General features: G+C 63.0%; 30 protein-coding genes. 23 read left to right on the top strand and 7 right to left on the bottom strand.

Going from position 1 to position 26979, the window contains the following annotated elements:
- Positions 1-294: 294 nt before the first annotated feature.
- From EPO61_03185 to EPO61_03175, 3 genes are all read left to right on the top strand, one after another.
- A complete protein-coding gene (locus EPO61_03185) occupies positions 295-669 on the top strand; it encodes a hypothetical protein (protein ID TAJ10264.1) in 375 nt (124 codons plus the stop codon).
- 81 nt (positions 670-750) lie between these two features.
- Positions 751-1119, top strand: coding sequence for a hypothetical protein (locus EPO61_03180; protein TAJ10263.1), 369 nt, complete (start codon positions 751-753; stop codon positions 1117-1119).
- A 64-nt stretch (positions 1120-1183) separates the two neighbouring features.
- Positions 1184-1396, top strand: coding sequence for a hypothetical protein (locus EPO61_03175; protein TAJ10262.1), 213 nt, complete (start codon positions 1184-1186; stop codon positions 1394-1396).
- 396 nt (positions 1397-1792) lie between these two features.
- Here EPO61_03175 and EPO61_03170 read toward each other — a convergent pair whose 3' ends face one another.
- Positions 1793-2080 (bottom strand): Trm112 family protein, encoded by a 288-nt coding sequence (locus EPO61_03170; protein ID TAJ10261.1) that lies wholly within the window; start codon positions 2078-2080, stop codon positions 1793-1795.
- Between the two features lie 265 nt (positions 2081-2345).
- Here EPO61_03170 and EPO61_03165 point away from each other — a divergent pair, with 265 nt between their 5' ends.
- The 15 genes from EPO61_03165 to EPO61_03095 all read left to right on the top strand — a co-directional run bounded on the left by EPO61_03165 (position 2346) and on the right by EPO61_03095 (position 13680).
- Positions 2346-2999 carry a DUF502 domain-containing protein gene (locus EPO61_03165; GenBank protein ID TAJ10260.1) on the top strand — a complete coding sequence of 218 codons (654 nt, stop codon included), beginning with the start codon at positions 2346-2348 and terminating at the stop codon, positions 2997-2999.
- Positions 2996-3514 (top strand): N-acetyltransferase, encoded by a 519-nt coding sequence (locus EPO61_03160; protein TAJ10259.1) that lies wholly within the window; start codon positions 2996-2998, stop codon positions 3512-3514. The genes EPO61_03165 and EPO61_03160 overlap by 4 nt, the downstream gene beginning before the upstream one ends.
- A 33-nt stretch (positions 3515-3547) precedes the next feature.
- Positions 3548-3955, top strand: coding sequence for a hypothetical protein (locus EPO61_03155; protein TAJ10258.1), 408 nt, complete (start codon positions 3548-3550; stop codon positions 3953-3955).
- Positions 3956-3995: 40 nt separating this feature from the next.
- Positions 3996-4604: a hypothetical protein gene (locus EPO61_03150; GenBank protein ID TAJ10257.1), complete on the top strand. Its 609-nt coding sequence runs from the start codon at positions 3996-3998 to the stop codon at positions 4602-4604.
- 19 nt (positions 4605-4623) lie between these two features.
- Positions 4624-5100 (top strand): hypothetical protein, encoded by a 477-nt coding sequence (locus EPO61_03145; protein ID TAJ10256.1) that lies wholly within the window; start codon positions 4624-4626, stop codon positions 5098-5100.
- A gap of 50 nt (positions 5101-5150) precedes the next feature.
- A complete protein-coding gene (locus EPO61_03140) occupies positions 5151-6041 on the top strand; it encodes a TIGR00730 family Rossman fold protein (GenBank protein ID TAJ10255.1) in 891 nt (296 codons plus the stop codon).
- The gene (locus EPO61_03135; protein TAJ10254.1) at positions 6038-7435 is read left to right on the top strand and encodes an MBL fold metallo-hydrolase; all 1398 of its coding nucleotides are present in this window, start codon (positions 6038-6040) and stop codon (positions 7433-7435) included. The genes EPO61_03140 and EPO61_03135 overlap by 4 nt, the downstream gene beginning before the upstream one ends.
- Positions 7436-7444: 9 nt before the next feature.
- Entirely contained in the window at positions 7445-7792 is a 348-nt protein-coding gene (locus EPO61_03130) for a hypothetical protein (protein TAJ10253.1), read from the top strand.
- 79 nt (positions 7793-7871) lie between these two features.
- Positions 7872-9101 (top strand): S58 family peptidase, encoded by a 1230-nt coding sequence (locus EPO61_03125; GenBank protein TAJ10266.1) that lies wholly within the window; start codon positions 7872-7874, stop codon positions 9099-9101.
- Positions 9102-9211: 110 nt separating this feature from the next.
- On the top strand, positions 9212-9439 hold the full coding sequence (locus EPO61_03120; GenBank protein ID TAJ10252.1) for a hypothetical protein: 228 nt from the start codon (positions 9212-9214) through the stop codon (positions 9437-9439).
- Positions 9440-9472: 33 nt separating this feature from the next.
- On the top strand, positions 9473-10672 hold the full coding sequence (locus EPO61_03115; GenBank protein TAJ10251.1) for a hypothetical protein: 1200 nt from the start codon (positions 9473-9475) through the stop codon (positions 10670-10672).
- A 69-nt stretch (positions 10673-10741) separates the two neighbouring features.
- Positions 10742-11185, top strand: a complete 444-nt coding sequence (locus EPO61_03110; GenBank protein ID TAJ10250.1) for an FKBP-type peptidyl-prolyl cis-trans isomerase — start codon at positions 10742-10744, stop codon at positions 11183-11185.
- Positions 11186-11189: 4 nt separating this feature from the next.
- On the top strand, positions 11190-12275 hold the full coding sequence (gene gcvT / locus EPO61_03105; protein TAJ10249.1) for a glycine cleavage system aminomethyltransferase GcvT: 1086 nt from the start codon (positions 11190-11192) through the stop codon (positions 12273-12275).
- A 6-nt stretch (positions 12276-12281) separates the two neighbouring features.
- Positions 12282-12797, top strand: coding sequence for an NUDIX hydrolase (locus EPO61_03100; GenBank protein TAJ10248.1), 516 nt, complete (start codon positions 12282-12284; stop codon positions 12795-12797).
- 61 nt (positions 12798-12858) lie between these two features.
- Positions 12859-13680 (top strand): ketol-acid reductoisomerase, encoded by an 822-nt coding sequence (locus EPO61_03095; protein ID TAJ10247.1) that lies wholly within the window; start codon positions 12859-12861, stop codon positions 13678-13680.
- Between the two features lie 47 nt (positions 13681-13727).
- Here the strand turns inward: EPO61_03095 and EPO61_03090 are convergent, their stop codons facing one another.
- The 6 genes from EPO61_03090 to gcvP form a co-directional block, all read right to left on the bottom strand.
- Complete coding sequence (locus EPO61_03090) at positions 13728-14531, bottom strand: class I SAM-dependent methyltransferase (protein ID TAJ10246.1); 804 nt, start codon at positions 14529-14531, stop codon at positions 13728-13730.
- Positions 14479-15321 (bottom strand): arylamine N-acetyltransferase, encoded by an 843-nt coding sequence (locus EPO61_03085; protein TAJ10245.1) that lies wholly within the window; start codon positions 15319-15321, stop codon positions 14479-14481. Before EPO61_03085 ends, EPO61_03090 begins: the two co-directional genes overlap by 53 nt.
- A gap of 5 nt (positions 15322-15326) precedes the next feature.
- A complete protein-coding gene (locus EPO61_03080) occupies positions 15327-16655 on the bottom strand; it encodes an aminotransferase class V-fold PLP-dependent enzyme (protein TAJ10244.1) in 1329 nt (442 codons plus the stop codon).
- A gap of 188 nt (positions 16656-16843) precedes the next feature.
- Positions 16844-17194, bottom strand: coding sequence for a hypothetical protein (locus EPO61_03075; protein TAJ10243.1), 351 nt, complete (start codon positions 17192-17194; stop codon positions 16844-16846).
- 16 nt (positions 17195-17210) lie between these two features.
- The gene (locus tag EPO61_03070; protein TAJ10242.1) at positions 17211-17483 is read right to left on the bottom strand and encodes a hypothetical protein; all 273 of its coding nucleotides are present in this window, start codon (positions 17481-17483) and stop codon (positions 17211-17213) included.
- Positions 17484-17670: 187 nt separating this feature from the next.
- Positions 17671-20556, bottom strand: a complete 2886-nt coding sequence (gcvP, locus tag EPO61_03065) for a glycine dehydrogenase (aminomethyl-transferring) (protein ID TAJ10241.1) — start codon at positions 20554-20556, stop codon at positions 17671-17673.
- A 209-nt stretch (positions 20557-20765) separates the two neighbouring features.
- Between gcvP and EPO61_03060 the strand changes: the two genes are divergently transcribed.
- From EPO61_03060 to EPO61_03040, 5 genes are all read left to right on the top strand, one after another.
- Positions 20766-22430, top strand: a complete 1665-nt coding sequence (locus EPO61_03060; protein TAJ10240.1) for an FAD-binding protein — start codon at positions 20766-20768, stop codon at positions 22428-22430.
- 199 nt (positions 22431-22629) lie between these two features.
- Positions 22630-23304, top strand: coding sequence for a response regulator transcription factor (locus tag EPO61_03055; GenBank protein TAJ10239.1), 675 nt, complete (start codon positions 22630-22632; stop codon positions 23302-23304).
- A 50-nt stretch (positions 23305-23354) separates the two neighbouring features.
- Positions 23355-24773 carry a HAMP domain-containing protein gene (locus tag EPO61_03050; protein TAJ10238.1) on the top strand — a complete coding sequence of 473 codons (1419 nt, stop codon included), beginning with the start codon at positions 23355-23357 and terminating at the stop codon, positions 24771-24773.
- 219 nt (positions 24774-24992) lie between these two features.
- On the top strand, positions 24993-26396 hold the full coding sequence (locus tag EPO61_03045) for a DegQ family serine endoprotease (GenBank protein ID TAJ10265.1): 1404 nt from the start codon (positions 24993-24995) through the stop codon (positions 26394-26396).
- Between the two features lie 169 nt (positions 26397-26565).
- A partial coding sequence (locus EPO61_03040) for a gamma carbonic anhydrase family protein (protein ID TAJ10237.1) occupies positions 26566-26979 on the top strand: 414 nt, incomplete at its 3' end.

Raw genomic sequence — 26979 nt, 5'->3', positions numbered from 1 at the left:
CTGGGCTTCAACAAGTCGGGGAAGGAAGTCGCCCGTATCCAGGTCGAAGAGCCGATCTACATTCGGCCGGCCGAGCGCGTGAACTGGCTGTAATCTTAAGCCGGTTCAGTCACATGGGACGGGGAGGGGCATTACGCCCCTCCCCGTTTCGTTTGGCGAGGGGTTCCGCAAGGACTCCCTGTCTTTCTCCTTATAGATATGGGCTGCGCGCAAGAACCTTGCGCTCCCACGAACACCCCCAAGCTCGCCGCGCCACATCGGAAAGCTTGACGGGTCGGACCTGCCTTGGGTAGAGTGGGGACGATCCTCGACCGCCACCACACCCCTGCGGAGCAATGGATGGACAGCTCGCCCCCAACCTCGGTTCCCTTTGCAGCCCAGGCGGTGCCCTTTCAGGAGTTCTTGGAAACTGGGAAAATCCCGGAAGGATTCCTTTCGAGTGACTACGTAGCCCAGCAATTTGTCGAGCGGCTGGTGCATTACGTCCTGAGCGTGCCCTCCGGCAGCTATACCATGGCGCAACTGGGACACGTGCTGGAACAGTTGGATCCCCGCCATCAGGTCTTCTTTTTCAAACGCCTCAAAGAAACGAGCCCGGAAAGCCTGAAGGACTTCGCTCCGCTCTACTACGGCTTCATGGCCGAATTCAACGCGCTTTTGTTTACCTGACGCCAGAAAAAAACCCCTTGCCGGACCCTGTCCCTCATGTATAATGAGAGCTCACTGTCATCTTTCATTCATGAGGGCACAATGAATTCGACCTTACAACGCGCCGTGACGAGCTTTTACAATCTGGTCTACGAGGCGCAGACCTTCGCCACCACCATGGCCCGATTGGACCTGGCCGATCAGGAGCACTATGCCGGGAGAATCGAAGGGCTTAACTGGGTGCTCGACCGTTGCCAGGAACTCGAAGATATGGACGAAAATCTGACGCCGGCCTCCCTGCAGCGGGTGCTCGGCGACGTAAAATCCGACCTGGACCATGAGCTTTCCGTGCAACGGCGGGAGAAGGGGCGGCGGGCTGATGGCCGGGAAGAAGCCTTGAATTTCGTCTCTGATTACCTCGCGAGCCTCATTACGGCCACCGAGATTGAGTCAGCCAAGAGTTCCGTCTAGCCTCGATACCGGCATCATTCGGCTTGCGCCCCTGCCGTTGACGTGATTTCACGGAACGCCGACAATGGTTCGTGAATGGATCATTTTCGCGATCTGCCTGGGGTTGGGGGGCCACATTGCGCTGGGGCTGATCCTGCATGCGCCTGACTTGTGGTCCTGGCAGAATGCCGGCCTGCGGGGCCTGCTGATCGGCCTCGCCGTCTATATTGCCGTTCAGTTGACCCGTTCCATTTGGTGGGTCGTGAAAGGGCGGGGCAACGCCGGGACCTCCGCGTGATCCCTCCCGTTCAGTTTCGTTAGAGTCCGACACATGCGTCCACCAGCTCCCAGAGGCCCAAACCGAGGCGCGAGACCTCCGTTCCACCCGGGGCAAGCTCGGCCGGTGACCCACCGCGCCCCCTCCGCACCGGAGCAATACGAATCCCTCAACGCTTCTTTGCTGTTTTGCCCTAAGTGCCGGCGCGCCACTCCCACGCGCGAGCGGCTGCTGTTGGTTCTCCCGACCGGCAGCCTCTACGAATACCTCTGCATGGAATGCGGTACGTCGACCGGTTCCAAAACGGAGCAGGACCAAAGCGGCCCCCGGCTGTTTAGACCGTAAGAGCGCTTGGCACGGATAAAAACTGGTGTTCGGCACTCTGCCGAGAACTCGGGCGGGCGAGAACGGGCGGCGTCAGGCGAGGCCTTCGACCGGAATCCCTTCTTCAATCAACATCACGGGAATGTCTTCCCTGATGGGATAGAGGATCTTCTTATCGGCCCGGATCAACCCCCCATCGAGTTTCTCGCTGACCGGCTGGCCTGACTTGTTCTTGACTTCACCCTTCTCAATGCGGGCATTGAGCGAGGCGATCAGGCTGTCGTCCGCCAGCGTCACGTCCTGCTTCGTATCCGGGCAACAGAGGATGGCCAACAATTCCTTGTCGACGTTCACTTTTTTGGAAGTCTCTTGCATCGTCATTATTCAGACCCCTCACCTGGCTGCAGAAAGAAGGCCCCGAACGAATGGCGGCCCTGACAAGCCTGTAAGGTAGAGGAATCCTTGCCCAAGATCAAGTGCGCAGCTCGGTCCGACGGAAAAAACGTTGACCTAGCCGAAATAGAACCGACGACAACGGCAGGCTTGTCACATCTGGCCGGCCCGATTCCGCTCGTGAACGACTCATGGGAATCTGTTAAACTACGTTCTATGCGCGCCTGAACAGGCCTGGCGCTTGGGAAGGACGATGACCGGAACGCGGCAGCTCAAACGCTACTTTCTCACCGGCCTCCTGGTTCTCGTGCCGGCTTCCGGCACCTACCTGATTTTGCACACGCTCTTCCAGACGATTGACGGGCTGATCGCGTCGCTTCTGGGACCTGCCGCCAAGTTCGACGTGCCGGGCCTCGGGCTGATCTCACTCCTCGGCCTGATCCTCGTCACCGGCCTGGTCTCTACGCATTTTCTCGGCGAACGGCTGGTCCGACTCGCCGAAGCCAAGATCCAGGACGTTCCGCTCGTGCGCAGCATCTACCTGACCCTCAAGAGCATGACCGATCTGTTCAACTTTCGCACCCGCTTCAGCCGGAGCACCGTCGTGGTATTTCCCTTCCCCAGAGACGGACTCTGGGCCTTGGGATTCGTCATGGGCGAGGCGCCGGCGGTCCTCCAAGTGGTCCCGCTGACACAGCTGATGATGGTCTTCGTCCCCACGGCGATCCATCCGTTTACCGGATATCTTGCCTTTGTTCCGAGGACACACGCTATCCCGATCAATCTCCCGCCCGAAGACGCCATGAAGCTCGAGTTTTCCGCCGGCCTCTATCGGCCCTTGCCTGGCTGGCTCAGCCAGGCAAGCTCACCGGTGGGCGAGTTGCAGGGAAAGGCCGAGCAGCCATGACGTCGCCGCTCCGTGACGAGCGGTTCCTGGTCCGACCGGCCCATGTCGGCGACCTGGATCGGCTTGTCAACTTCAGCCTGGCCATGGCGCAGGAAACAGAGGGGCGGCAATTGGACCAGACGTTGCTCCGCCAGGGCACCAAGGCCCTCTTCGACGAACCGGCGCGGGGGTTTTACCTGGTGGCCGAAGTCCAGCACCAGCCCACCCCGACCGTCATCGGCCAACTCATGGTGACCTTCGAATGGAGCGATTGGCGCAACGCGACCTTCTGGTGGATTCAGAGCGTCTATGTCCACCCGGACTGGCGCCGCCAAGGTGTCTATCGAACCATGCATCGGCACGTGCTCCGCGAAGCCAAGGAACGAAAAGACGTCTGCGGCGTGCGACTGTACGTGGAAAAAGACAACCAGGGGGCCCAGCAGGCCTATCACCGGGTGGGGCTATCGCCGTCAACCTATCAGGTGTTTGAAGAGGACTTCATGCTGACTAAACGGGCCAGGGCGAGCAAGCTGTAGATGGCCAGCCCGGCCGGAAGGAGGAGAGAGGCGATGGGGCGACAGAGCCTTGCCGGAGTCATCGGGATCAATGCCGTCCTCGGCACTTTGATCCTCGGTGTAGCCTTGCTCAGTGGCTGTTCTTTCAATCGAGGGGCGTGGGGCGACGAGTTTCGCAACGAAGACATACAGCTGATCAAGAAGGGCGACCGGCGAGCCGATGTGGTCGCAATTCTCGGGGCACCGGACCGCATCGTCGAAGTCAACAGCCATGAGATTCTGCAATATTACCGGTACGAAGTCCGTGTGATGGCCTTCGCTCCTTTGGTCGCGATGGCCCGGACGTATGTTGTGAGCGACGACCTCTATGTCTTCCTCAACAAGGATGCCCTGGTCGATGACGTGATATTCGGGAGACGGACGAACAAGCAGGAGTTTCAATTCTGGCCATGGGGCGATTGAGATGAACCCGACCGCACCTCATGCAAGGAGACATGACATCGTGAGACTCGTTCTTGTCGGATGGCTGTTGCTCATGGTTCCGCTCGGCGGGTGCCAGACATCGGTCTCGGTTCGGGTTGAGGATGAAGTCTTGGCGAAGCCCGCGGCTCCGGCCAATCTCAAGGTGACGTTGCTGTCCAAAGCCAGGGATATTCGCGACAAGCCACGGGATCAAGTCGGGAGGCATTTTTTCCTGTTCATGCCCGGCCCGCAGGTCAAGCCGGAAGACGAGCGGCTGGATCGAGCCATCGCCAAGAGCGTGAAGACCGCCTTGGAGGTTTCAGGCTACTCGGTGGCCACGATCGATAGACTGCGCGATGCGACCGGCCCGGTGGTGGTCGTGCAGATTGATGACTTGCGCAATAATTTGTTTATTTTCCCCTATCCTCTGGCGGCTGGCTGGGGAAAAATGCGATTAAGCCTCCATGTGCTGACTCCCGATGGCAAAGAGTTGTGGGCAGACGTGACGGAAGGGCATTGGGGGGTCATGGCCGCGTTGTTCTACATGGCCGGATTCGAGATGCGGGTCCAGAGCGACTTGAAAGCCAATCTGAATCAGATCATCGCCATGGTCTCCTCGGAGGAATTCAAGAAGCAGATAAGACCCTAGCCGGACCTTGCGTCGGGCGATGGCGATTCCGCGGTGTCGATTGATGGAAACCTGCGTCAATTTCTTCGTCCGCAGATTGGGGCGCGCGCTGGTTATCGCGGCCTGCGTTCTACCTACGGCTGCCTGCATCGTGATCAGTCACGTGACGATCAACGATCCGATCAATCAGGAGACAGTTGCATTCATCCAGAAAGGCCGGACGACGTTCAAGGATGTCGTCGAGGAACTAGGGGCGCCGACCCGACTGATCGGGATCAAGGGCGGAGGGGCTATCGCCGTCTATCAGTTTCTCGATATCAAGTATTCGCGGGTCAATTACGGCTGGGCTCTCCAGTTCATTCCCCAGTCTCAAGGGCAGAGTGCCGACATGATCCTGGCAGGAGGCGGTCTGGGCATCGATATGTTTGAAGTGGCGTTCGACGAACGTTGGATCGCCAAGTATTACACGTTTTCCAAACATGCCAACGCCAGTCGCTATGTCTTCTGGCCTTTCTGAACAGGCCCAACGTTGTCCCTTCCGAAACACCCCGCTATAATAGGCCGCCTATGGGTAAGCCCAACTCAAAGGAAGAGAAGCTCCTCGAAGCGTTACTGCAATCTCCCTCCTACCGCCGGGCCGACAAAGACCCAGATTTTCTGAGCCGCGACGAGTTGCGGCCGGTGCGCCTGCAGCTCGAACTGCTCAAGCCGGAACTGATCCAGCAGGACGAAGGGATCCGTTCCACCGTCGTGGTCTTCGGCAGCGCGCGACTGTGCGAACCGGCCGAAGCGCAGCGCCACTTGGCCCAAGCAGAAGAGGTGCTACGCCAGCAGCCGGACGATCCGGACCGCCGGCGCTCGGTGGCCATCGCACGCCGCCAGCTCGCTCTGTCGACCTACTACGATGAAGCCCGGGAGTTCGGACGCCTGGTCTCCAGTTCATGCCAGGTCAACGGCGAGTGCGAGTTCGTCGTCGTGACGGGCGGGGGCCCAGGGATCATGGAGGCGGCCAATCGCGGCGCGGCGGACGTCGGGGCCAAGTCCATGGGGCTCAACATTACACTCCCGCACGAACAGCGGCCCAACCCCTACATCACGCCGGCCCTCTGCTTTCAGTTCCGTTACTTCGCCTTGCGCAAGATGCATTTTCTCCTCCGGGCCAAGGCACTGGTCGCCTTTCCCGGCGGGTTCGGCACGATGGACGAACTGTTTGAGGCGCTGACCTTGCTGCAAACCGGCACCGTGCACGGGATCACCATCGTCCTGGTGGGCCGTGCCTTCTGGGAACGGCTGATCAACTGGCCTATGCTGGTCGAAGAAGGGCTGGTCAGCCCGGAAGACCTCCACCTGCTCCACTATGCGGAGACGGCCCGGGAAGTCTGGGACATCATTGCGAGCGCCCAGCAAGTATCCCCGAGCCAGACACCCCAGCCCAATCCACGCCCGGCACGTCCATGAAGATTTCCTTCCATGGAGCAGCCCGGTCCGTAACAGGCAGCCGGCATCTCGTCCAAGCCGGAGGGACCCGCGTCCTGTTGGATTGCGGACTTTTCCAGGGCCGCCGCCAGGAGGCCGAGCGACAGAACAGGAATCTGGGATTCGACCCCAAATCGGTGGACGCAGTCCTGCTGTCCCATGCCCATATCGACCATTCCGGAGCCTTGCCGGCGCTGGCCAAGTACGGCTTCTCCGGAAAAGTCCACGGCACCAACGCCACCGCGGACCTGACGGAAATGATGTTGGCCGACTCCGCCCACATCCAGGAAAGCGATTGCCGATACGTGAACAAGAAGGAGCGCCGGCGCGGCAAGGACTGCCGCCGGCCGTTCTACGATTCCGACGATGCCCGCGACATCGTTCGACGCTTTGTGAGCACGCGCTACGGTGACGTCCTGTCGGTGCGGCCCCGGCTGAAAGCCTCCTTCCACGACGCAGGGCATATTCTGGGGTCCGCAGCGGTCCGCCTCATGGCCACCGCCGGCGGCTCGACCAAGACCATCCTCTTCACCGGCGACTTGGGCCGCAAACAGATGCCGATCTTGCGCGATCCAGAACCGCCCACGCCTTGCGACGTCCTGATCATCGAATCCACCTATGGGGACCGGGTCCACGACGAAACCGTCGAGGCGGCCAAGGCGAAAGCTCAAGCCCTGGTCGCTCACGCCGTCGCCCACCGGAGCAAGATCATCGTGCCGGCGTTTGCGGTGGGGCGGACGCAAGATATCGTCATGTGGATCAAGGACCTGGTGAAAGAAGGGCGGATCGACCCGCTGCCGATCTACATTGATTCGCCCATGGCCCTGCGCGCCACCGAGATCTTCCGCCGACATCCGGAATGCTACGACGAGGAGACGTACCGGGCCCTCACCTCGGAGGGAGATCCCTTTATCGCCCGCTATATCCACTATGTCGGCTCCGTGCAGGAAAGCCAGAACCTGAACTCGATGAAGGGCCCTTGCGTGATCATCGCAGCCTCCGGGATGTGCGAAGGAGGCCGCGTCGTCCATCACCTCAAACATGCGATTCAGGACGAAGCCAATGTAATCGCCATCGTGGGGTTTCAGGCCGAGCACACCCTGGGCCGGAAACTCGTTGAAGGGTGGGAGACGGTCCCGATCTTCGGCGTCTTAACCCCTCGGCGCGCGCAAGTGGTCCGGTTCAACGGGCTCTCGGCCCATGCGGACCGCAACGATCTCCTGGCCTATGTCCGGGCCATCACGCCTGCGCCGGACAAGATTTTCGTAGTGCATGGGGAAGAGAAGCAGTCCTTCTCGCTGGCCGCGGCGATCCGCTCCGAGCATCCGGGGATCGAGGTCACGGTGCCGGAGCCAGACTCGACCCATGAAATCTGAAAGCCTGGCATGAGCCGAGGAGCCTCCAGTTGGATCATCGCCACCGGCCAGGCCTGGAAGCTCTACGTGACCGTCGCCGGATTTACCGGAGCCCTGGGCCTCCTGACCGCGGCGTTTTTCTCGCTCACCTCGGGAGGCCGCCTGTTCATGGCCTTGGCCGCTTGCGGACTCTTTCTCGGCGCGGCCACGTTCGTCTGGTTCACGGCCGCGCTCCGTTGCCCCCATTGTTCGGCCAAGCTGGTGTGGACCATGGTGGCCAGCCGGCCGCATAGTTCGTGGGTCATTGACCTGGCGGCGCTCGAGCACTGTCCTGTCTGCAAGGCCAGGCTGGATCATGTCGGGGGTGCACGGGACTGAACCGATGGGGGGAACGACCATGTCACAACCGGATCATGCCAGGCTGCATCGGGCCAGCTGGTCGGCCGGGCTCCTTGCGATGTTGCTCCTGCTCTCCGGCACCGCCGCGACGGCCGGCAGCGGCCGGCCGGCCGGAACGGAAGAACCACGGCACCGGGCCCGCGATCTGGGCATTGCGATCGGGCGATACCAGCCTGGGCCCCTGAACGCGATCACCGATGTCGCGGGCGTGACGGTCGGACAGGTTACGCTGATCAAGGGGCAGGGGGTGCTGAAGCCGGGAGAGGGACCGGTGCGTACCGGCCTGACCGTGGTCATTCCCCGGGAAGACGTCTGGCACAAGAAGGTGCCGGCCGCCTCGTTCGTGCTGAACGGCACCGGGGAGATGACCGGGCTCGCTTGGGTGGCGGAATCCGGGTTCCTGGAATACCCCATCGCGCTGACCAACACCCTCAACGTCCCGCGCGTGGCCAATGGGGTCATGAGCTGGATGATCAAACGGTACCCGGACATCGGCATCACCGACGACACGCTCACGCCCCTGGTGGCCGAATGCGACGACAGCCGGCTGAACGACAGCCAGGGCCGGCATGTGTCCGAGGCGGATGTGATCGCCGCGCTGGATGGGGCCAAAGACGGGCCCGTGACGGAAGGAGCGGTGGGGGCCGGGACCGGGATGGTCTCCTACGGCTTCAAAGGCGGGATCGGCACCTCGTCCCGCCGGCTTCCGGCGGAGGAGGGGGGCTACACGATCGGCGTCCTGGTTAATGCCAATCACGGCCGGCGGGACGAACTTCTTGTGGCCGGAGTTCCCGTGGGAAAATTGTACGACAACGATTCCAAGTCCCAACAGAGTCGGCGGCCCCAAGAAGACGAGGCCCGGCTGACGGCGCGCGAATCGTGGCTCTCCGGTCAGGAAGGGTCCATCATTATCCTCATCGCCACGGATGCCCCGTTGGAGGCCCGCCAACTCGGACGCCTGGCCAAGCGGGCAGCGCTGGGCCTGGCCAGGACCGGCTCAACGGCGCGGCATGGGAGCGGGGATTTCATCTTGGCCTTTTCAACCGGCAATACGATTCCACACTATCCGAAAGACCCGACGTTTACCATGACCCATCTGGCCGATACCCACCTCAACCCGCTCTTTACCGCAACCGTCGAGGCGACGGAAGAGGCCATTCTCAACGCGCTGACCATGGCAGTGACCGTGGAAGGACGGGATGGCCGCCGCGTGGAGGCCATTTCGCTCGGTCGGCTCAGGGCCCTGCTGGGCACCGGACACGGCCAGCCGGCCCGACCTGCTCCGTAGGGCGCAAGCACCGACTTCCCTCGCTTGCTTTTTGCGCGAAGGCGCGGCTATCCTTGCCGTGGACACGGCGTGCCCCGCAACAGGGAGATTCTTGTACGACATGAGGAACCATGGCTGAATATCAAATCGGTGGCGGTCTGAAGCTGGTGACGGCTCTGGAGAAGACCCAGGCCTTCGCCGAATTCCTGCAAACCCGGATGACCCGCGCGCTGGAAACCCAGGACCCGACCGAACTCCACTACCTGCTGGCGCAGTTGGATGACTTTCATTCCTATCTGTGGCGGTACCACAAGAAGCTCCAAACCGAGCGGGGCGAACGGTCCGACTTGGTCACCTAACCTGCTTCAGCAGCTTATTCCAGGAACAACAGGATGCCGGACGATCAGGAGTCAGGGTTGCGATTTGCCTCGTCGGTCTCGCGTGAGCGGGATGCGGGAACCGCCGGACAGGCCCTCGCCCGTCAGGTGAGAGAAAGGCTCGGCGGGGCGGCGGACCTGGCCTTTCTGTTCTTCTCGATCCAGTATGCAGACCAAGCCGGCGCGCTCTCGGACGCCGTCCGGGCCGAGTTGGCCCCGACGGTCCTCCTGGGCTGTACGGGGGAGGGCATCATCGCCGGGATGGAAGAGATCGAAGAGGCTGCCGCAGTGACCCTCTGGGCCGCCCGCATGCCGGGCGTCCGGGCCACGCCGTTGCGCTTCTTCGTGCCGGAAGGAGCGGAGGACCCGGCCCTGGACCGCTGGCCGGACAACCTCAGCGAGGAGGACGAGCAGCCGACCTTTATCCTGCTGGCCGATCCCTTCACCACGCCGATGACGGAGGCGCTCTCGGTGCTCGCCGATCGCTGGCCCGGAGCCGCAGCCATCGGCGGGCTGGCCGGAGGGGGTCATGATCAGGGCGACCATCGCCTGCTCTTGAACGGCGAGGTGCACGACGGAGGCCTCGTCGGGGTGGCCCTGTCCGGACCCGTCTCCATCCGAACCGTCGTGTCGCAGGGCTGCCGGCCGATCGGGGCCCCCTATGTCGTGACCAAGTCGGAACAGAACGTGATCCATGAGCTGGGCGGGGCGCCGGCGCTGGACCGGCTTCAGGCCGTGTTTGAATCCCTGGCCGGCGAAGAGCGGCGCATGGCGCACCAAGCCTTGCATGTCGGCATCGTCATTGACGAGCATCGAGAGCGGTTCGAGCGGGGCGACTTCCTGATCCGCAACCTGATCGGCGCCGACCGCGGCTCGGGCAGCGTGGCCATCGGGGACCATGTCCAGGAAGGCCAGACCGTCCAGTTTCACCTGCGCGATGCCAAATCGGCCAGCGAAGACCTGAACCTGTTGCTCGCCCTGGATCGGACCAGGCATGAGAAGCCGCCGTTGGGGGCGCTTCTCTTCAGTTGCTGCGGGCGAGGACAAGGGCTGTTCGGACGGCCGCATCACGACGTCGGCGTGCTGCGGGAACGGGCCGGCGACATTCCGGTGGCCGGGTTCTTCGCGCAGGGGGAGATCGGCCCGGTGGGCGGAAGCAATTTCCTGCATGGCTACACAGCCAGCCTGGCCCTGTTCTCGGAACCGGGGATCTGAATCGAGCGGCAGGGCTCGATCCGGTCCCTGGCAACGCGCGAATGAGTTGCTCGAAGGGAGAGGACCAGCATGAGGACACAGTGGATGATCGTCGCCGCCATTCTGGGAACATTCGCCTTAGCCCCCTGGGCGGGGGCCGGCGAGAAGGCCGGGGACAAGCCAGCGGGCGGCCCGGCAGTCACCACCGACTCGGGGCTCCAATACATTGATCTGGTGGAAGGGAAGGGCCGGCAAGCCGAGTTGGGCGACCAGGCCACGGTCCACTACACAGGCTGGCTGGCCAATGGCACCAAGTTCGACAGTTCGCTGGATCGCGGCCAGCCCTTTTCCTTTCGCGTCGGAGCCGGGCAGGTCATCAAGGGATGGGATGAAGGGGTCGGCACGATGAAAATCGGCGGCAAGCGGAAGTTGATCATCCCGCCGGACCTCGCCTATGGCCCGCGAGGAGCCGGCAATGTGATCCCGCCCAACGCCACGCTGACCTTTGAAGTCGAACTGCTCGGATTACGGTAGGGGGATGATGAAACGAACACCACTCTATGACAGACACGTCGCGGCCGGCGCCAAGCTGGTGGATTTCGCCGGCTGGGAGATGCCGATCCAATATTCGGGCGTCGTGGACGAGTACCAGACCGTCCGCACCGCCGCGGGGCTCTTCGACGTGAGCCACATGGGTCGCTTCACGGTGGAGGGCCGCGATGCGCTGGCCTTCCTGCAGAAGGTCGTGACGAGCAACGTCGCACCCTTGGCGGTGGGGGCCGCGCAATACTCGATGGTCTGCAACCCAACCGGCGGGATCATGGACGATATCTTCATCTATCGCCTGACCACCACCCGGTTCCTCCTCTGCATCAACGCCTCGAACCGCGACAAGGTCTTCGCCTGGTTCTGCGCCAAGGCGCCGCAGGGCGACGTGCGCCTCAGCGACGAGAGCGACGAGCTGGCGCAGATCGCGCTGCAAGGGCCGCAGGCCCCGTCCATCCTGATGGCCCTGTGTCCCGCGGCCGACACGCTGAAGCCGCGGCAATGCCTGGAAACCGATGTCTTGGGAGCCCACGGCGTCGTCTCCCGAACCGGCTACACCGGCGAAGTCGGCTACGAACTCTACCTGCCCTCGCCGTCGGCCAAGACGGTCTGGGATGCGCTGATGAAGGCCGGCGCGTCCGCCGGCCTCAAACCCTGCGGCTTGGGCTCCCGCGACTTGCTTCGCCTGGAAGTCGGATACCTCCTGTACGGGAACGATATCGACGAGCAGACCACGCCGCTGGAAGCCAGCGCGGCGTTCACCGTGGATTTCACCAAAGGAGAGTTCATCGGCAGCCGGGCTCTGCAGGAGCAGCAAGCGACCGGTCCGGCCAAGCGCCTGGTCGGGTTTGAATTGCTCGAAAAAGGCGTGCCCCGCCATGGGATGACAATCCTGTCGGACGGGCAGGACGTCGGCCTCGTCTCCAGCGGCAACTTGTCGCCCCGCTTGCAGAAAGGCATCGGCCTGGGCTATGTCCCGGCGAAGCTCAGCGCACCGGGCACTCCGCTTCAGATTGACATCCGGGGCCGTGTGCATCCGGCCGTCGTCGTGAAGCTGCCTTTTTACAAAAGGAAGTAGCGCCGGGTGACCAGGAACATCTATACGGGACGGGTGGTGACGCTGAACCTGGACACGGTCACCTTGCCCAACGGAGCCACTGTCGAGCTGGAAACGATCCGCCACCCAGGCGCCGCCGCCGTGGTGCCGCTGAAGGACGACGGGACCGTCGTCCTGGTCCGGCAATTCCGTCATGCCGCCGGCGGGTTCATCTATGAAATCCCGGCCGGCAAGTTGAGCCCGGGCGAGGCCCCCATCCTCTGCGCCGCGCGCGAAACGGAAGAAGAGATCGGCTACCGGGCCGGGTCGCTCGAACTCCTCGCCAGCATCTTCACAGCCCCGGGATTCGCCGACGAAGTCATCCACATCTACCTGGGAACCGATCTGTCCCCAAGCAAGCAGCGGCTGGAACCAGACGAGGTGCTGGAGATCGCCGAGATGCCGCTGGGAAAAGCCATGGCGTTGATCCAGGACGGCACCATTCGCGACGGAAAAACGATCGTGGGGCTCCAGTCGGTGTACCTGCGGCAACAAGCTTGCTGAAACGCCTTCCCCAGGTCCCTGGGGGAGGGGGCATGCGCCCCCGCACGGCCGTATGATGCCTATGCAACGACTGCTCTGCATCATCGCGATGCTGGGTGTCTGCTCGACCGGATGCCAATCCGGTCTTCCCCAAAGCCGCGAGTCCCCAGCCGGTCACGAAATCCTCGTCACCAAGAACCATGTCAGGGAAACCATCGAGCACGAGAAGGCCTTTGCCCAGTACTACGATGTGAAGGCCCCCCCGGGAGAGAACTGGTTCGCCATCGACTTGGGCACGTCGCCGGTGCTGGTCGTGGCCGGCCATGCTACCGCGCAGACCAGAGAAGGGACGCGCAAGGCGGCGGACCGAGGCACCGGGTCCCTCGCCGTCATGCTGCACAAACTGACGGGCGCCACGGCGATCTATACCGTGTATGAAAGTCCGTCGGACCCCAATTACGACGACGACAATACGTTTAAAGAGACCCTGTCGAAATTGCTCCAGGAGATCCAGCCGGTTCTCGTCCTCGACTTACACACATCGCATGCGGATCGACCCTATGCGGTGGACTTTGGAACGATGGGCGGCAAGTCGCTCTTGGAGCGGGCGGAAGTTCTGGGACAACTGGAGGATGCGTTACGCGGAGCGGGGGTGCGGGACTTCTCGAACGATTACTTCCCGGCCCGGCACCATCACACGATCACCAAATGGGTGTCCGGTCACGGCGTGCCCTGCATCCAGCTGGAAATCAATTCCACCTGGCTGATCCGTGCCGTCGATAATCCCGCAGAATTCCACCGCTTCGAAAAGCTGCTACAGGGGCTGGTGAACTTCCTGCAAGGCTTTGAGCCCCCGGATGCCAACAGGGCGTCCACCGACCTCTCAATTCCGGTCGCACGCTAAGCGCGTCTCACGTCACGCCGGGGAATGCGGAGCGGGCACCCGATCTCCTACTTGTGCCCCAAGACGAGCCAGTCCCAGGGCAGCGCCTTCCCATTGAGTCGCGGATGGCCGTCCTCCAGCCCTTCTTCCGACCAGGGAATCCACACGCGGCGGGCCGTGCACTTGCGGAAGCCCGCCTTCTGCATCGAGTCGAGTACCTCTCGTTTCGAGAAATACTTTTGCGCCACGCCGTCGCACATGAGAATGCCCTGGGAGAGCAGCTTGCGTTTCGAGGCGCCCGTTAGCTGGTCCCGCTTGATCGTGCGATGTACAAAGAGCGTGGACTCGAGCGAGGGCACCACGAGCAACGTGGTGCCGCCGGCGTTGGTCAGCTTCCACAGAGACCGCAGCATCTTGTTCCTGATCCGCTTGCTCGGAGAGGTGACGACGTTCAGGCAGACCGTCACGTCTCCGGTCGGCATCGCTGCGTGATCGATCTGACTCAGGTCGGCTTGCATCCACCGCACCTTGGGAACGCCCTGGCAGCGGCGCTTCGCATACCGCAACATGTTCGACGAGAAATCGGCTCCGCAGACGGACCGGAAGCGGCGGCCATGGGTCTGGATAAACGTCCCGATTCCACAGCCCAGATCGAGCAGGGTGGCTTGCGAGAAGTCGCGGCGCAGACCGTCGACAGCCCGTCCGATCACCTGCCGGCAATCGGCGGCGACGATATCGCAGACTTCTCCTTCGAAGGCATGGGCAAGGCGCTCCCATGAGCTGAGTGTCAGACCGGCTGGTTTCGCCAGGAGAGAGGAGTTAGACGCCAAGTCGGTCCCATGTTCGTGCGACACCCCCGGCGATCCCGTCATGCTCGATCCCGAAGTGGGCCTTCAGGAGCGTCTGGAAATCGTCGAGGAGGTTCACTGTGGAGTGTTGGGTCACGCCTTTGGTCCGAACCTTGAGTTTTCGATCGAGGAGCGTCACGCGACCCTCGATGGTCGGTTTCGTGCAAATGACGTGCTGCACAAAGAGGGAATCCGACGCATGCGAGTGATAGTAGTTGGCCAATATATAATCCTCTGGCCGGTACGGTTCAAGCGTAAACTCATAGAGGTCATGCCACGTGCCACGGGTTTCGAACTGGAGCGCAAACGTCCTCCTGTTCCGGTCCTCATGCCCGATCAGGCGAAAATGGTCCTGGTACTGTCGCTCTTCGTGGCCGGCGCAGAGGGGGAAGGGAGCAATGAGCCCGTTTCCACCGAAGCCGACGTCGGCAATCCAGCGGGCCCCCTCGACGTCCACCAGCAACACTTCGTGACTGAGCGGTCTGACCATGGCCGCGCCGTACAGCACCCGCGCCATGAGCCGGTGGACGGTGAACCCGAGCGTTTCCAGAATCACCGCAAAGAGTCCGTTCAATTCGAAGCAATACCCGCCCCGCCGCTCCTGAACGATCTTCTTGAAGAGAACCGACGGGTCGAGGGAAATCGGCCGCTCCAGATGCACGTCCAGGTTCTCAAAGGGCACGGTGAACGCATGGGCTTCATGGAGACCACGTAAGGTGTCCACGGAAAGATCGAGCTTGCCGCGATAGGCGAGACGAGCCGCATAGGCAGCTACGTCGAGATTCTGCCCTTCCGTCGCCCGCCGGTCGCGCATACGCTTCAGCTCGTGAGGGTCTTGACCGCCCGTACCGTCTTCTCGACATCCTCCGGCGATGTCAGGAGGCTTGGGGCCAAGCGAACGTACTTGACGGCATAGGGGGTTTCGCTCGCGATGATCTTCCGTTCGCGCAAGCGGGCGACCGCCTGCTCCGGTTTCAAGCCGTCGATCTCGAAGCAGACGATCCCGGCCGAGAGGTCCTCCGCCAGCGGCGTACGGATCGTCACATGCTTCATGCGGGCCATCGCTTCCTTCAGCTGCCGGTTCAGCGCATGGATGCGCTCGGCAATGCGCGCCTTGCCGATCGACAGATGAAACCGGAAGGCCTCGTTCAAGGCCCACCGGTGCTCGAAGGAGTGAAACCCGCCGGGAGTCATGATCGCCGACGTGGGGACATCGTGAGGGGGCATATCCTTCATCCAGATCCGGTAGGCCTCCATGTTGAACGTGGGAATCGTCGCCTGGGCCAGGGGCCAGGCGCTTGGCTTGCCCCAGACCACCCCGGTGCCTCGAGGACCGAGCATCCACTTGTGGCAGCCGGCGATGAAGAAATCGCAGCCAAGGTCCGCCATCGTGACGTCCTCCGCGCCGAACCCGTGCACTCCGTCCACGCAGAAGATCACGCGGTCGGCTTCTTCGCGAGACGCGTTCACCTTGGCGAGCGCATCGGCCATCTCGCGGATCGGTAGCTTGAGTCCGGTGCTCGAATGGACCCAGGTAACGGCCACATAGCGGGTCTGCGGCCTGATGTCCCGGATGAGGGTCTCGACGATCTCCTGCTTCGAGACGGTCTTCAGGTCTTGATACAGGGGAATCGTCCGCACCGACGCGCCGGTCCGCTCGGCCCGGTGTTGCAAGGAGACCTGTGTCGAATAATGGTCGTGGGTCGTCGTGAGAATTTCCTGTCCTTCGCGCAGAGCCAGCCCTCCGTACAAAAGCCCCAGGCCCATGGTCGTGCTGTCGGTCAGGGCGATGTCGGCGGGATTGACGCCCATGTACTCGGCCGCAGCCCGCAGCACCTCCGCCTCGAACTTCTCCTCGTTGTCGAACCAGTAATGGGCCGGGTTCTCGTCGAGGCCGCGGCGATGCCGCTCGATCGCGGCACGCACCGGAGCCGGGTGCGAGGCCAGCAGGAAACCCGTCATGTGGATGAAGTCTCGCGAGAGAAAGAACTGCTTGCGCACCGATGCCCAGGTATCGAGCTTGGACGACGAGGCGGCGGGAGTTGCTTGCGACAACGGGGGCAGAACGCCGGACAGTAGCCCCGCGCTCAACGTGAGCCCGGTCCTCACCAGAAACGCCCGGCGGTTTAGATCAGGAAGATGCTCCATGGCCATCACCTGCCTTTCTGCGCGCGCCCACTGTTTTCACTATACAACCCTTGCCGGCACAAGCCAAGGGCGCGACCATGAGCGAACGCCATCGGCTCAGGTTGTTGAAATTTTGCGATGCTTGGCGTGGAGGGGAAGGGGGGCGGGGCGTCGTCAGGACGACGCCCCGCCCATGTCGTAGAGAAACGCTACTTGACCTCGACCATGATCGTCTGCGTCGCGGCAACCGGCTTGTGATCCTTGGTCGCGCCGGTCACCGTAATCTGATGCTTGCCCGGAGCGATCCCCTTGAACGTGCTGCCGAAGCCTTTCTGATACTGACCGTCCAGATAGACGTGGGCATGGGCTGCCTGAGAGCCTTTGGTCAAATCATACTGGAGGTCGAAGGTGCCACCAACCCTGTCGCCATCCTTGGGAGACGTGATCGTAATTTTCGATCCGTCCTCGATCGGCTGATCCGCGGCAAACGCCGGGGCTCCGATTGCATACAACATCAGCATGGCCGACACCGCCACGCCGAACAATCCATTGGCCGTCATCGCTGCCTCCTTCTATCTAGGGTTTCTCTTTGCCAGAGTCCCGTCCGGCGGCTCCCATGGCGGCCGGCTGAATCTCGCGCAGAGTTTGGGAGTAACCGGAGCAGTACTCGCGTGCCTTTGCCGGCTCCTTCTCATACCGCTCCATACACTCGCGGTAGGCCCGGATCAGATCAGCCGTTTCGGACCGGATGTCGGCCGTGCCCTTCATCATCCGGAACTCCTCATAATAGTGGCAGCCGGAGAGAATGAGGGGAGCCGCAACAATCATCCCGACCCGCAACCAGCGCATCTTTTCACCTCTTGCTAATCCAAGAAGCATGGCTGGGAAATTATACACCGCCTTCAAACTCCACAGGCTGCTCAAAAAGGTCTCATTCACACCCACCCGCCCCACGCGCGCAAAGCGCGCGTCTTCCCCGTGGCGCGGCCGCAGACGGACGACCGAGAACAAAGTTGGGAACCTTTTTCAGCAGCCGCTAGTACTGTTCCATCGGCGGACAGGTACAGACCAGATTCCGATCCCCGTAGGCATTGTCGATTCGCGCCACGGCAGGCCAGAACTTGGATTCGCGCACCCAGGGAGCCGGAAACGCCGCCTGCTCGCGGCTGTAGGGATGTTTCCAATCGGCAGCCGTCACCGTCTGGGCCGTGTGCGGCGCATGCTTCAAGAGATTATCGTCGCGCGGCACGCGCCCGTCCTCGATGTCCCGAATCTCGCCGCGAATCGCGATCAGCGCCTCGCAAAAGCGATCCAGTTCGGCTCGGGATTCGCTTTCCGTCGGCTCGATCATCAGAGTGCCCGCGACCGGGAAGGACATGGTCGGCGCATGGAATCCATAGTCCATCAGGCGCTTGGCGATGTCGTTCACCTCGACGCCGGCCTGGTCTTTGAAGTGACGCAGGTCCAGGATGAACTCGTGGGCGCAAAATCCGCGCGCGCCGGCATAGAGGACCGGGAAATGTTTCTCCAGCCGCTTCGCCATGTAATTGGCGTTCAGGATCGCCACCTTGGTGGCCTGGGTCAGTCCTTCCCCGCCCATGAGCGCGATGTAGACCCAAGAGATGGGCAAGATGCTCGCGCTGCTGTATGGCGCCGCCGCGATCGGCTTGATGGCCTGGCTTCCGCCAGTCTCGCGGAGCGGATGGCCGGGCAGGAACGGCGCCAGATGCGCCGCGACCCCGATGGGCCCCATGCCGGGCCCGCCGCCTCCGTGCGGGATACAGAACGTCTTGTGCAAGTTCAGATGGCAGACATCGGCGCCAATGTCTCCGGGCCGGCAGAGGCCCACCTGCGCGTTCATGTTGGCCCCGTCCATATACAGCTGCCCGCCGCGCGCATGGATGATGGCGCAGACCTTGCGGATGCCTTCTTCGAAGACCCCGTGCGTGGAAGGATAGGTAATCATCAGGGCCGCCAGCCGATCGCGATGCTGCTCCGCCTTGGCTTCCAGATCGGCCAGGTCCACGTTGCCCCGCTCATCGCAAGCCACCGCCACGACTTTCATGCCGGCCATGACGGCGCTGGCCGGGTTGGTCCCGTGCGCGGAGACCGGAATCAGGCAGACATCCCGCCCGCTCTGTCCGCGAGCCCGGTGATAGGCCCGGATGACCATGAGCCCCGCATACTCGCCCTGGGACCCGGCATTGGGCTGGAGCGACACGGCCGCAAACCCCGTGATCTCCGCCAGCCAAGCCTCCAACTGCCGGAACATCGTCTCGTACCCGCGCGTCTGTTCGACCGGCGCGAAGGGATGCATGCGACCGAATCCCTTCCAGGTCACCGGAATCATCTCCACGGTCGCATTGAGTTTCATCGTGCAGGACCCGAGCGTGATCATCGAATGAATCATCGAGAGGTCCCTGGCCTGCAATCGATTGATGTAGCGGAGCATCTCGTGCTCGGAGTGATACCGATGGAACACCTCGTGCGTGAGGAACGGGCTGGTCCGCGCCAAAGCCGGCGGGATGCACCGCTCGCTCTTCGCGGCCAGCTCGCCCAGCGTGAACGTCAGCGGTTTGCCTCCGGCAAAGCAATCCAATAGGGCGGTCAATTCGTCCGCCGTCGTCACTTCATCCAACGCGATGCCGAGGGACCCGTCTTCGAAGCGGCGCAGGTTGATCCGCCGCTCCGTCGCACGAACCGCAATCTGCTCGGCAGAGGCGCCGGCCGGCGTCACTTTGAGCGTGTCGAAGAACGCCTGGTGCGCAATCCCGTGACCCAGGCGGCGCAGCCCGTCCGCCAGCATCGCCGTCAAGCCATGAACCCGTTCAGCAGTCCGGCGCAGCCCCTCCGGCCCGTGATAGACCGCATACATACCGGCCATGATTGCGAGCAACACTTGCGCGGTGCAGATATTGCTGGTGGCCTTTTCGCGTCTGATGTGCTGTTCGCGGGTCGCCAGCGCCATGCGGTAGGCCGGCTTCCCGGCTGCATCCTTGGAGAGTCCGATGAGCCGCCCCGGCATCTGACGGACGTGCTCTTGCTTACAGGCCAAAAACGCCGCGTGGGGACCGCCGAAGCCCATCGGGACGCCGAAGCGCTGGCTGGACCCGACGGCGATATCGGCGCCCGATTCGCCGGGCGTTCGGAGCACCGTCAAGGCCAGCAAGTCCGTGGCCATGACCACCAGCACGCCCGCTTGATGCGCCCGCGTGATGAGGCCGCGGTGGTCGATCAGCGCGCCGTCGGTCGCCGGATATTGGAGCAGGAGCCCGAACAGATCCGGCCTGGCGACGACCGTGTCGTCCGGCCGACCGACTTCCAGGACGATGCCCAGCGGCATCGCCCGCCCCTGCATCACGGCGATCGTCTGGGGATGGCAGTCCTCGGCCACGAAGAACCGGTGCCGGTCTGTGCGGCCCTCGTGCTGGGCGACCCGCAAACACATCGTCATGGCCTCCGCCGCAGCGGTGGCCTCATCGAGCAAGGACGCGCCGGCCACAGGCAGGCCGGTCAAGTCTGAGACCATGGTCTGAAAATTCATCAGGGCTTCCAGCCGCCCCTGGGCGATCTCGGCCTGATAGGGGGTATAGGCCGTATACCAGCCGGGGTTTTCCAGAATGTTGCGCTGAATGACCGGGGGCGTGACGCAATCGTAGTAGCCCATCCCGATGAAGGACCGGCAGACCTGATTCCGATCATGCAGCGCACGCAAGGCGGCCAGCGCTTCATGTTCGCTCAAGGGCGCGCCGAGCGCCAGCGGCTTGCGCAGCCGGATGTCCTCCGGCACCGTCGCGTCGATCAGGGCGTCCAGCGACGTGAGGCCCAGGGTGGCCAGCATGTGTTGGATATCCACCTCGGACGGACCGAGATGGCGGTGGAGAAACTGGTCTGTCGGCTTGAGCAAGTCGGCGCGATTCATCGTGGGCTCATGACTCCCGGGTTGACGGTGGTTGGGTGGAAGGCGGCTCCGTCTACGTTCGGGCTCTGGTATACCATACTCCACCGAGGTCCGTGAAGGGAAAGCCGGGGCTTTGTTGCCTTGCGTAATCCGGCTGAGTTGGGCCATCATAGGCCCATGAAATCCCGCAGATTTATTCCCGCGCCGAGCCTTCGGACAAGCCTGGACGCATGAAGGTCCACGACCTGGTCATCGTCGGCGCCGGCCTGGCCGGCATGAGGGCGGCCCTGGCCGCGCTCGAAGCCCATCCGCACCTGGACGTGGCCATTCTGTCCAAAGTCCATCCCGTGCGCAGCCATTCGGTCGCCGCGCAGGGGGGCATCAACGCGGCGCTCGGCGAGCATGACTCCTGGGAAGCCCATGCCTTCGACACGGCCAAGGGAAGCCAGTACTTGGGCGACCAGGACGCCATCGAGACCATGTGTCGCGAAGCGCCAGGCGACATCCTGGACCTGGAGCGTCTGGGCGTCATCTTCAGCCGCGACGAGCATGGCCGGATCGCGCAGCGGCCCTTCGGCGGAGCCGGGGCGGTGCGCACCTGCTATGCCGCCGACCGGACCGGCCATGCCATCCTCCATGCCCTGTATGAACAGCTGCTCAAACGTCAGGTGTTCGTCTACGAGGAATGGTACGTGACCTCCTTGATCGTCGAGGAGGGGGTCTGCCGCGGAGTCGTGGCCTGGGACCTCGTTCGCGGCGGGCTCCACGCCATCGTCGGGAAAGCCGTGCTCCTGGCCGCCGGCGGGAGCGGGCGGGTGTTCCTGACCTCCACCAACGCGGTGATCAACACCGGCGACGGAATGGCCCTGGCCTACCGGGCCGGGGCGCCGCTCGAAGACATGGAGTTCGTCCAGTTCCATCCCACCACGCTCAAAAGCACGGGCATCCTGATCACCGAAGGGGCGCGAGGCGAGGGCGGCTACTTGTTGAATACGCTGGGCGAACGGTTCATGAAGACCTACGCGCCGGAGCAGATGGAACTGGCCCCCCGCTCGACCGTTTCGTTGGCCATCGGGCGGGAGATCTTGGAAGGCCGCGGGATGGACGGCTGCATCCTGCTGGACTTGCGCCACCTGGGGCGCGCGAAAATTCAGGAACGGCTTCCGCAAATCCGGCAACTGGCGATCGAATTCGCCGGGGTGGACCCGGTGGAAAGTCCGATTCCGGTCCAACCAGGCGCCCATTATCAGATGGGCGGCGTCAAGGCCACCCAATGGGGGGAAACCGAGCTGTCGGGCCTCTATGCGGCCGGCGAATGTGCCTGCGTCAGCGTGCATGGAGCCAATCGCCTGGGCGGAAACTCGCTGCTGGAAACGATCGTGTTCGGCCGCCGGGCCGGTCTGCGCGCCGCCGAATCCCTGCGCGGCCTTGCGCCACGCGCGATTTCGGATCACACTTTGCGGGCCGAAGAACGGAGGATCGGGCAACTCATGGACCACAAGGGACCGGAACGGGCCTGGCAGGTCCGGGACGACTTGGGGAAGGTCATGAGCCTGAACCTTGGCATCTTCCGAACGAAGGAGTCGATGACCGAGGCGCTCGGACAAGTCCGCGCGCTGCAAGCCCGCGCCGCGCAGGTGTCGCTGCAGGATCGCGGCAGGGTCTTCAACACCGACCTCATCCATGCGCTGGAATTGCAGTCGCTCGTGGACATCGCGGAAACGATTGTGGCAGGAGCGCTGGCGCGCGAGGAGAGCCGGGGCGCCCATTACCGGTCCGATTTCCCCGCGCGCAACGACGCAGCCTGGCTGAAGCATTCCCTGGCGCGCCGGACACCTGACGGTCCGGCGATCTCTCACATTCCGGTGACGATCACCCGCTTTCCACCGAAGTAGGCTATGAGAGATAAGACATTTGGAGCTACGCGCGATGGCCTCTGCGATGGCCGCTGAAGGACGGGGTTGCCCGACAGGCTGCTCAAAATGCCGTCCAGCAAGACCGCAGGGAGCGAGAACCCCGAGACATACTGGGGAAGTACGTTGAGGGGGGGGAGCGACTGAGAACAAAGCCGGAGGGCATTTTCAGCAGCCTACGATGAGAATTTTAGTCGTTGAAGACGAAGCCAAAGTCGCGTCGTTCATCAGGAAGGCGCTGGAGGAGGAAAGCTACGCGGTGGACGTCTGCAGCGATGGGCCCACCGGTCTGGACCTGGGACAAAGCGGCGCCTATGACCTGATCGTCCTGGATATCATGCTTCCGGGCATGACCGGTCTGGAGGTCCTCAAAGGGCTCCGCAATGCCCGCATCAAGGCCCCGGTCCTGCTGTTGACCGCCCTCTCCAAGGTGGATCAGAAGGTGAAGGGACTGGATGCCGGCGCCGACGATTACCTGACCAAGCCCTTTGCGATCGACGAACTCCTGGCCCGCGTCCGGGCCCTGCTGCGGCGGGGGGCCGGGGAATCGGCCGGCATCCTGCAAGTGGACGATCTGGCGCTGAATCCCGCGACCCGCGAAGTGACGCGCGGAGGGCAGCGGATCGAGTTGACCGCGAAGGAATATGCCTTGTTGGAATATCTGATGCGCAACGCCGGGCGCGTGCTGACACGCCCCATGATCTCCGAGCATGTCTGGAATCAGGACTTCGACACCTTTACCAACGTGATCGACGTCTATATGAACTATCTCCGCAACAAGATCGACCGGGGGCAGAAGCGCGCCTTGATCCAGACCGTCCGAGGCAGCGGCTACGTGCTGAAGGCTGAGAGCTGACAGCTTTCAGCCTTCAGCCGAATGACTCACAGGAAGGGGCAGCGAACACGATGGGCGGAACCGTTTCCATTCGCGCGCGCCTCTCGTTCTGGTACGGCTCGGCCCTGGCTCTGAGTCTGGTTCTCTTCGCCGCCCTGCTCTATGGGGTAATGGCCCGTGACCTGCGGGAGCAAATCGATCGGTCGCTCGAGCAGGCCGCGGCGGTGGCGGTTCAAGCCCTGGAACTGCACGGGGTCGGCCCGACGCTGCCGTTCGAAGACCTGGCCGCCGAGTTCCCCGAGCTGGCGGTCCTGGACAAGTTTTTTCAAATCTTCAGCCCGGCCGGCCGCGTCACCATCCAGTCCCCCAATGTGAGACGGCACGAGATCCCCCTGAGCCGGGCCGCGCTGGAGGCGGCCCTCGCCGGCCAAGCCACGCTCGAGTCCGCAAGGTTCAAGGGCGAATCGCCGATTCGGATTCTATCGGTCCCGATCCGCCGCGGCGGCCTCCTGGTCAACATCGTGCAAGTCGGCACCTCCCTGCACCCGGTGGACCATACGTTGCGCCGGATGTTGGAGGTCTTTCTGATAGCGGCGCCCTTCGCCTTGCTGGTGGCGCTGGCCGGAGGCTGGTTCCTGGCTGGCCGGGCCCTGCGGCCCGTGGAAGCGATCACCGAGGCGGCGGAACGGATTGCCGGCGGGGACCTGAGCCAACGTTTGACCATTCCTCCGTCTCAGGACGAGATCGGCCGGCTCGTAGCGACCTTCAATAAGATGATCGCGCGGCTGGATGCCTCCTTCCAGCAAGTGCGTCGCTTCAGCGCCGACGCCTCCCACGAGTTGCGGACGCCCCTGACCGTGATGCGGGGGGAAACGGAGCTGGCCCTGCGCCGCCCCCGGTCTGCCGAGGACTACCGAATCGTGCTGGAAAGCAGTTTGGAAGAAATCGGCCGGTTGAGCCGCATCGTAGACGATCTCCTGTTTTTGTCGAGAGCCGATCTCGGGCAAGTACCGGTGCAGTCGGCCCCGGTCAGATTGGATACCTTGCTCCAAGACATTCAGCAACAGGCCTCGGTGCTGGGGCAAGACCGTCAGATCCAGGTGACCGCCGGTCCGCTGGAACCGGTCACCGTCCTGGGAGACGAACTGCGGCTGCGGGAGTTGCTCCTCAACTTGGTGGACAACGCCGTGGCCTATTCCAGGCAAGGCGGGACGGTCGAGTTACGGCTGACCCAGGATCGAACAGAAGCGCGGCTGACAGTGGCGGACTCCGGCATCGGCATTCCCCCCGAAGAACAGGCCCGCATCTTCGACCGGTTTTACCGGACCGATACAGCCAGGGCTCATTCCAAGAAAGGCACAGGTTTGGGCCTGGCCATCTGCCAATGGATTGTCGAGAGCCACAAGGGCCGCATCGAGGTCGAAAGCACCGTCGGTAAAGGTTCGCGTTTCACGGTGATCCTCCCACTGGCTCCCGCACCAATCCATTAGAAACTTCTAACCCTGCTTTAACCTCCGTCTCATCCTCGGCTGCTATCCTCCTGCTCAACGAGGCAAACACATCCGGCACCACCCGGCCTCGAAGATGCATCAGCCATAAGGAGGTTTCACATGAATGCCCCATTGAGCCGCCATCTCGCAAGCCGTCTTTCTGGATTGATACCTGCAATCGCCGTGTTCATCGCCGTTGGATTCTTGGTCGGCGAGTACATGCCCGCCTCCCACGCTTCCAACACCGGATCTCAACTCGTCGCCGCGACGGTTCAGGCAAGCCAGCCCAGCCCGGTTGCAGGCAACGGGTTCGCCCAGATCGCCAAGTCGGTCACGCCGGCCGTCGTCAACATCACGGCGACCGCCTCACGCACGAGCCGCGGGCGCGAGACCGACTTGCGCGATCAGATGGAAGAGTTTTTTGGCCATCCCGGACGGCCGCGCGGGCCTGTCCCTCCCGGCGAGCGTCATGGGGATGGCCACGGTGGCGTCGGCTCCGGCGTGATCATTTCACCTGACGGATACATCGTCACCAACAACCACGTGGTGGAGGGAGCGCAGGAATTGGCCGTGACGCTCCCCGACAAGCGGGAGTTTCGCGGCAAGATCGTCGGGACCGATCCCAAGACCGATCTGGCCGTGATCAAGGTGGATGGGCGCGACCTGCCCTTTGTGCCTTGGGGTGATTCGTCGAAATTGCAGGTGGGCGAATATGTGCTCGCGGTCGGCAACCCCTTCGGGCTCAATTCCACCGTCACGCTCGGCATCGTCAGCGCGCTCGGGCGTGGCCGGATGGGCATCACGCAGTATGAGGATTTCATCCAGACGGATGCGGCCATCAATCCCGGCAATTCGGGCGGCGCCCTGGTCAACCAAGCCGGTGAGTTGGTCGGCATCAACACGGCCATCATCTCGCAGACCGGCGGCTATCAGGGAGTCGGGTTTGCCGTGCCGGTCAGCATGGCCAGGCCGGTCTACGACAGTCTCGTGGCGACCGGCAAAGTCGTGCGGGGCTACCTGGGCGTCGGCATTCAGGACCTGAACCAGGAGCTGGCTCAATCGTTCGACCTCAAGGAAGCAAAGGGCGCGCTGGTCAGCAACGTCGCCGAAGACAGCCCGGCCGAGCAGGCGGGCCTCAAGCAAGGAGACGTGATCGTCGGCTATCAAGGTGCGCCGATCGAGGACGCCGTCGTCCTGCAGCGCAAGGTCACCCGGACGCCGGTCGGCACCAAAGTTCCGGTGCAGGTGGTACGGAACGGGAAGGCGATGGACCTGACCGTGACGGTCGGGGAGCAGCCGGGAGCCGTCAAAGTGGCCGCCTCGGAACGGACGACGGACCATGCGCTGGCGGGGCTCGACGTCCAGAGCCTCGATCCCAGGACGGCCCGAGACCTGGGCCTGTCCGGCAAGACCCAGGGCGTCCTCGTGGTCGGGGTCGAGCCGGACAGTTTGGCGGCCCGCGCGGGGATCGCCCAGGGCGACGTGATCCGCGAGATCAACAAACAGCCGGTCAAGTCGGTGCAGGACTTCGAGAAGATCGCGTCGGGGCTCAAGAAGGATCAGCACATCCTCTTGTTGGTCAACCGCCATGGCGCAGCCCTCTTCATCTCCGTGAAGGTGTGAGGGACATAACCCCGATGGGGGCTTAGCCCGGATCATTACACGCGGTTCGATGATCCGGGCTCGAGGCGGGGCTTCGATTGTCCCTGGTCGAACCCCCACCTCCTCTTTTCTCTTCCGGAGCCAGCCAACGGACTTGATTCGCCGTCGAAGCTCCCGCTACAGTAGCGCCATGATCCGCACCTACCAAGGCATCAAGCCGACCATCCCCAAATCCGCCTTCGTCGAAGACACCGCGGTCATCGTCGGCGATGTGGTCCTCGGCGAGGAATCCAGCGTCTGGTTCAATTCGGTCGTCCGCGGCGACGTCCATTACATCCGGATCGGCCACCGGACCAACGTGCAGGACCTGTGCATGTTGCACGTGACGCATGATACCCATCCCTTGATCATCGGAGACGACGTGACGATCGGGCACCATGTGGTCTTGCACGGCTGCACGATCAAGGACCGGGTCCTGATCGGCATGGGGGCCATCATCATGGACGGGGCGGTGATCGGCGAGGACTGCGTGGTGGGGGCCGGGGCGTTGGTCACCGAGGGCACCATCGTGCCGCCCAAGAGCCTGATCCTGGGCTCGCCGGCC

Source organism: Nitrospirota bacterium (assembly GCA_004296885.1).
GTDB lineage: Bacteria > Nitrospirota > Nitrospiria > Nitrospirales > Nitrospiraceae > SYGV01.
Note: the sequence above shows the minus strand (reverse complement) of the source record. Positions and strands in the feature narration are given on the sequence as shown.

Bases quoted from the DNA above. Each gene is read 5' to 3' on its own strand.
- EPO61_03180 (TAJ10263.1), top strand. From the start codon at position 751: ATGAATTCGACCTTACAACGCGCCGTGACGAGCTTTTACAATCTGGTC.
- EPO61_03175 (TAJ10262.1), top strand. From the start codon at position 1,184: ATGGTTCGTGAATGGATCATTTTCGCGATCTGCCTGGGGTTGGGGGGC.
- EPO61_03170 (TAJ10261.1), bottom strand. From the start codon at position 2,080: ATGACGATGCAAGAGACTTCCAAAAAAGTGAACGTCGACAAGGAATTG.
- EPO61_03165 (TAJ10260.1), top strand. From the start codon at position 2,346: ATGACCGGAACGCGGCAGCTCAAACGCTACTTTCTCACCGGCCTCCTG.
- EPO61_03160 (TAJ10259.1), top strand. From the start codon at position 2,996: ATGACGTCGCCGCTCCGTGACGAGCGGTTCCTGGTCCGACCGGCCCAT.
- EPO61_03155 (TAJ10258.1), top strand. From the start codon at position 3,548: ATGGGGCGACAGAGCCTTGCCGGAGTCATCGGGATCAATGCCGTCCTC.
- EPO61_03145 (TAJ10256.1), top strand. From the start codon at position 4,624: ATGGCGATTCCGCGGTGTCGATTGATGGAAACCTGCGTCAATTTCTTC.
- EPO61_03140 (TAJ10255.1), top strand. From the start codon at position 5,151: ATGGGTAAGCCCAACTCAAAGGAAGAGAAGCTCCTCGAAGCGTTACTG.
- EPO61_03135 (TAJ10254.1), top strand. From the start codon at position 6,038: ATGAAGATTTCCTTCCATGGAGCAGCCCGGTCCGTAACAGGCAGCCGG.
- EPO61_03130 (TAJ10253.1), top strand. From the start codon at position 7,445: ATGAGCCGAGGAGCCTCCAGTTGGATCATCGCCACCGGCCAGGCCTGG.
- EPO61_03125 (TAJ10266.1), top strand. From the start codon at position 7,872: ATGTTGCTCCTGCTCTCCGGCACCGCCGCGACGGCCGGCAGCGGCCGG.
- EPO61_03120 (TAJ10252.1), top strand. From the start codon at position 9,212: ATGGCTGAATATCAAATCGGTGGCGGTCTGAAGCTGGTGACGGCTCTG.
- EPO61_03115 (TAJ10251.1), top strand. From the start codon at position 9,473: ATGCCGGACGATCAGGAGTCAGGGTTGCGATTTGCCTCGTCGGTCTCG.
- EPO61_03110 (TAJ10250.1), top strand. From the start codon at position 10,742: ATGAGGACACAGTGGATGATCGTCGCCGCCATTCTGGGAACATTCGCC.
- gcvT (TAJ10249.1), top strand. From the start codon at position 11,190: ATGATGAAACGAACACCACTCTATGACAGACACGTCGCGGCCGGCGCC.
- EPO61_03095 (TAJ10247.1), top strand. From the start codon at position 12,859: ATGCAACGACTGCTCTGCATCATCGCGATGCTGGGTGTCTGCTCGACC.
- EPO61_03090 (TAJ10246.1), bottom strand. From the start codon at position 14,531: ATGACGGGATCGCCGGGGGTGTCGCACGAACATGGGACCGACTTGGCG.
- EPO61_03085 (TAJ10245.1), bottom strand. From the start codon at position 15,321: ATGCGCGACCGGCGGGCGACGGAAGGGCAGAATCTCGACGTAGCTGCC.
- EPO61_03080 (TAJ10244.1), bottom strand. From the start codon at position 16,655: ATGGAGCATCTTCCTGATCTAAACCGCCGGGCGTTTCTGGTGAGGACC.
- EPO61_03075 (TAJ10243.1), bottom strand. From the start codon at position 17,194: ATGACGGCCAATGGATTGTTCGGCGTGGCGGTGTCGGCCATGCTGATG.
- EPO61_03070 (TAJ10242.1), bottom strand. From the start codon at position 17,483: ATGCGCTGGTTGCGGGTCGGGATGATTGTTGCGGCTCCCCTCATTCTC.
- gcvP (TAJ10241.1), bottom strand. From the start codon at position 20,556: ATGAATCGCGCCGACTTGCTCAAGCCGACAGACCAGTTTCTCCACCGC.
- EPO61_03060 (TAJ10240.1), top strand. From the start codon at position 20,766: ATGAAGGTCCACGACCTGGTCATCGTCGGCGCCGGCCTGGCCGGCATG.
- EPO61_03055 (TAJ10239.1), top strand. From the start codon at position 22,630: ATGAGAATTTTAGTCGTTGAAGACGAAGCCAAAGTCGCGTCGTTCATC.
- EPO61_03050 (TAJ10238.1), top strand. From the start codon at position 23,355: ATGGGCGGAACCGTTTCCATTCGCGCGCGCCTCTCGTTCTGGTACGGC.
- EPO61_03045 (TAJ10265.1), top strand. From the start codon at position 24,993: ATGCCCGCCTCCCACGCTTCCAACACCGGATCTCAACTCGTCGCCGCG.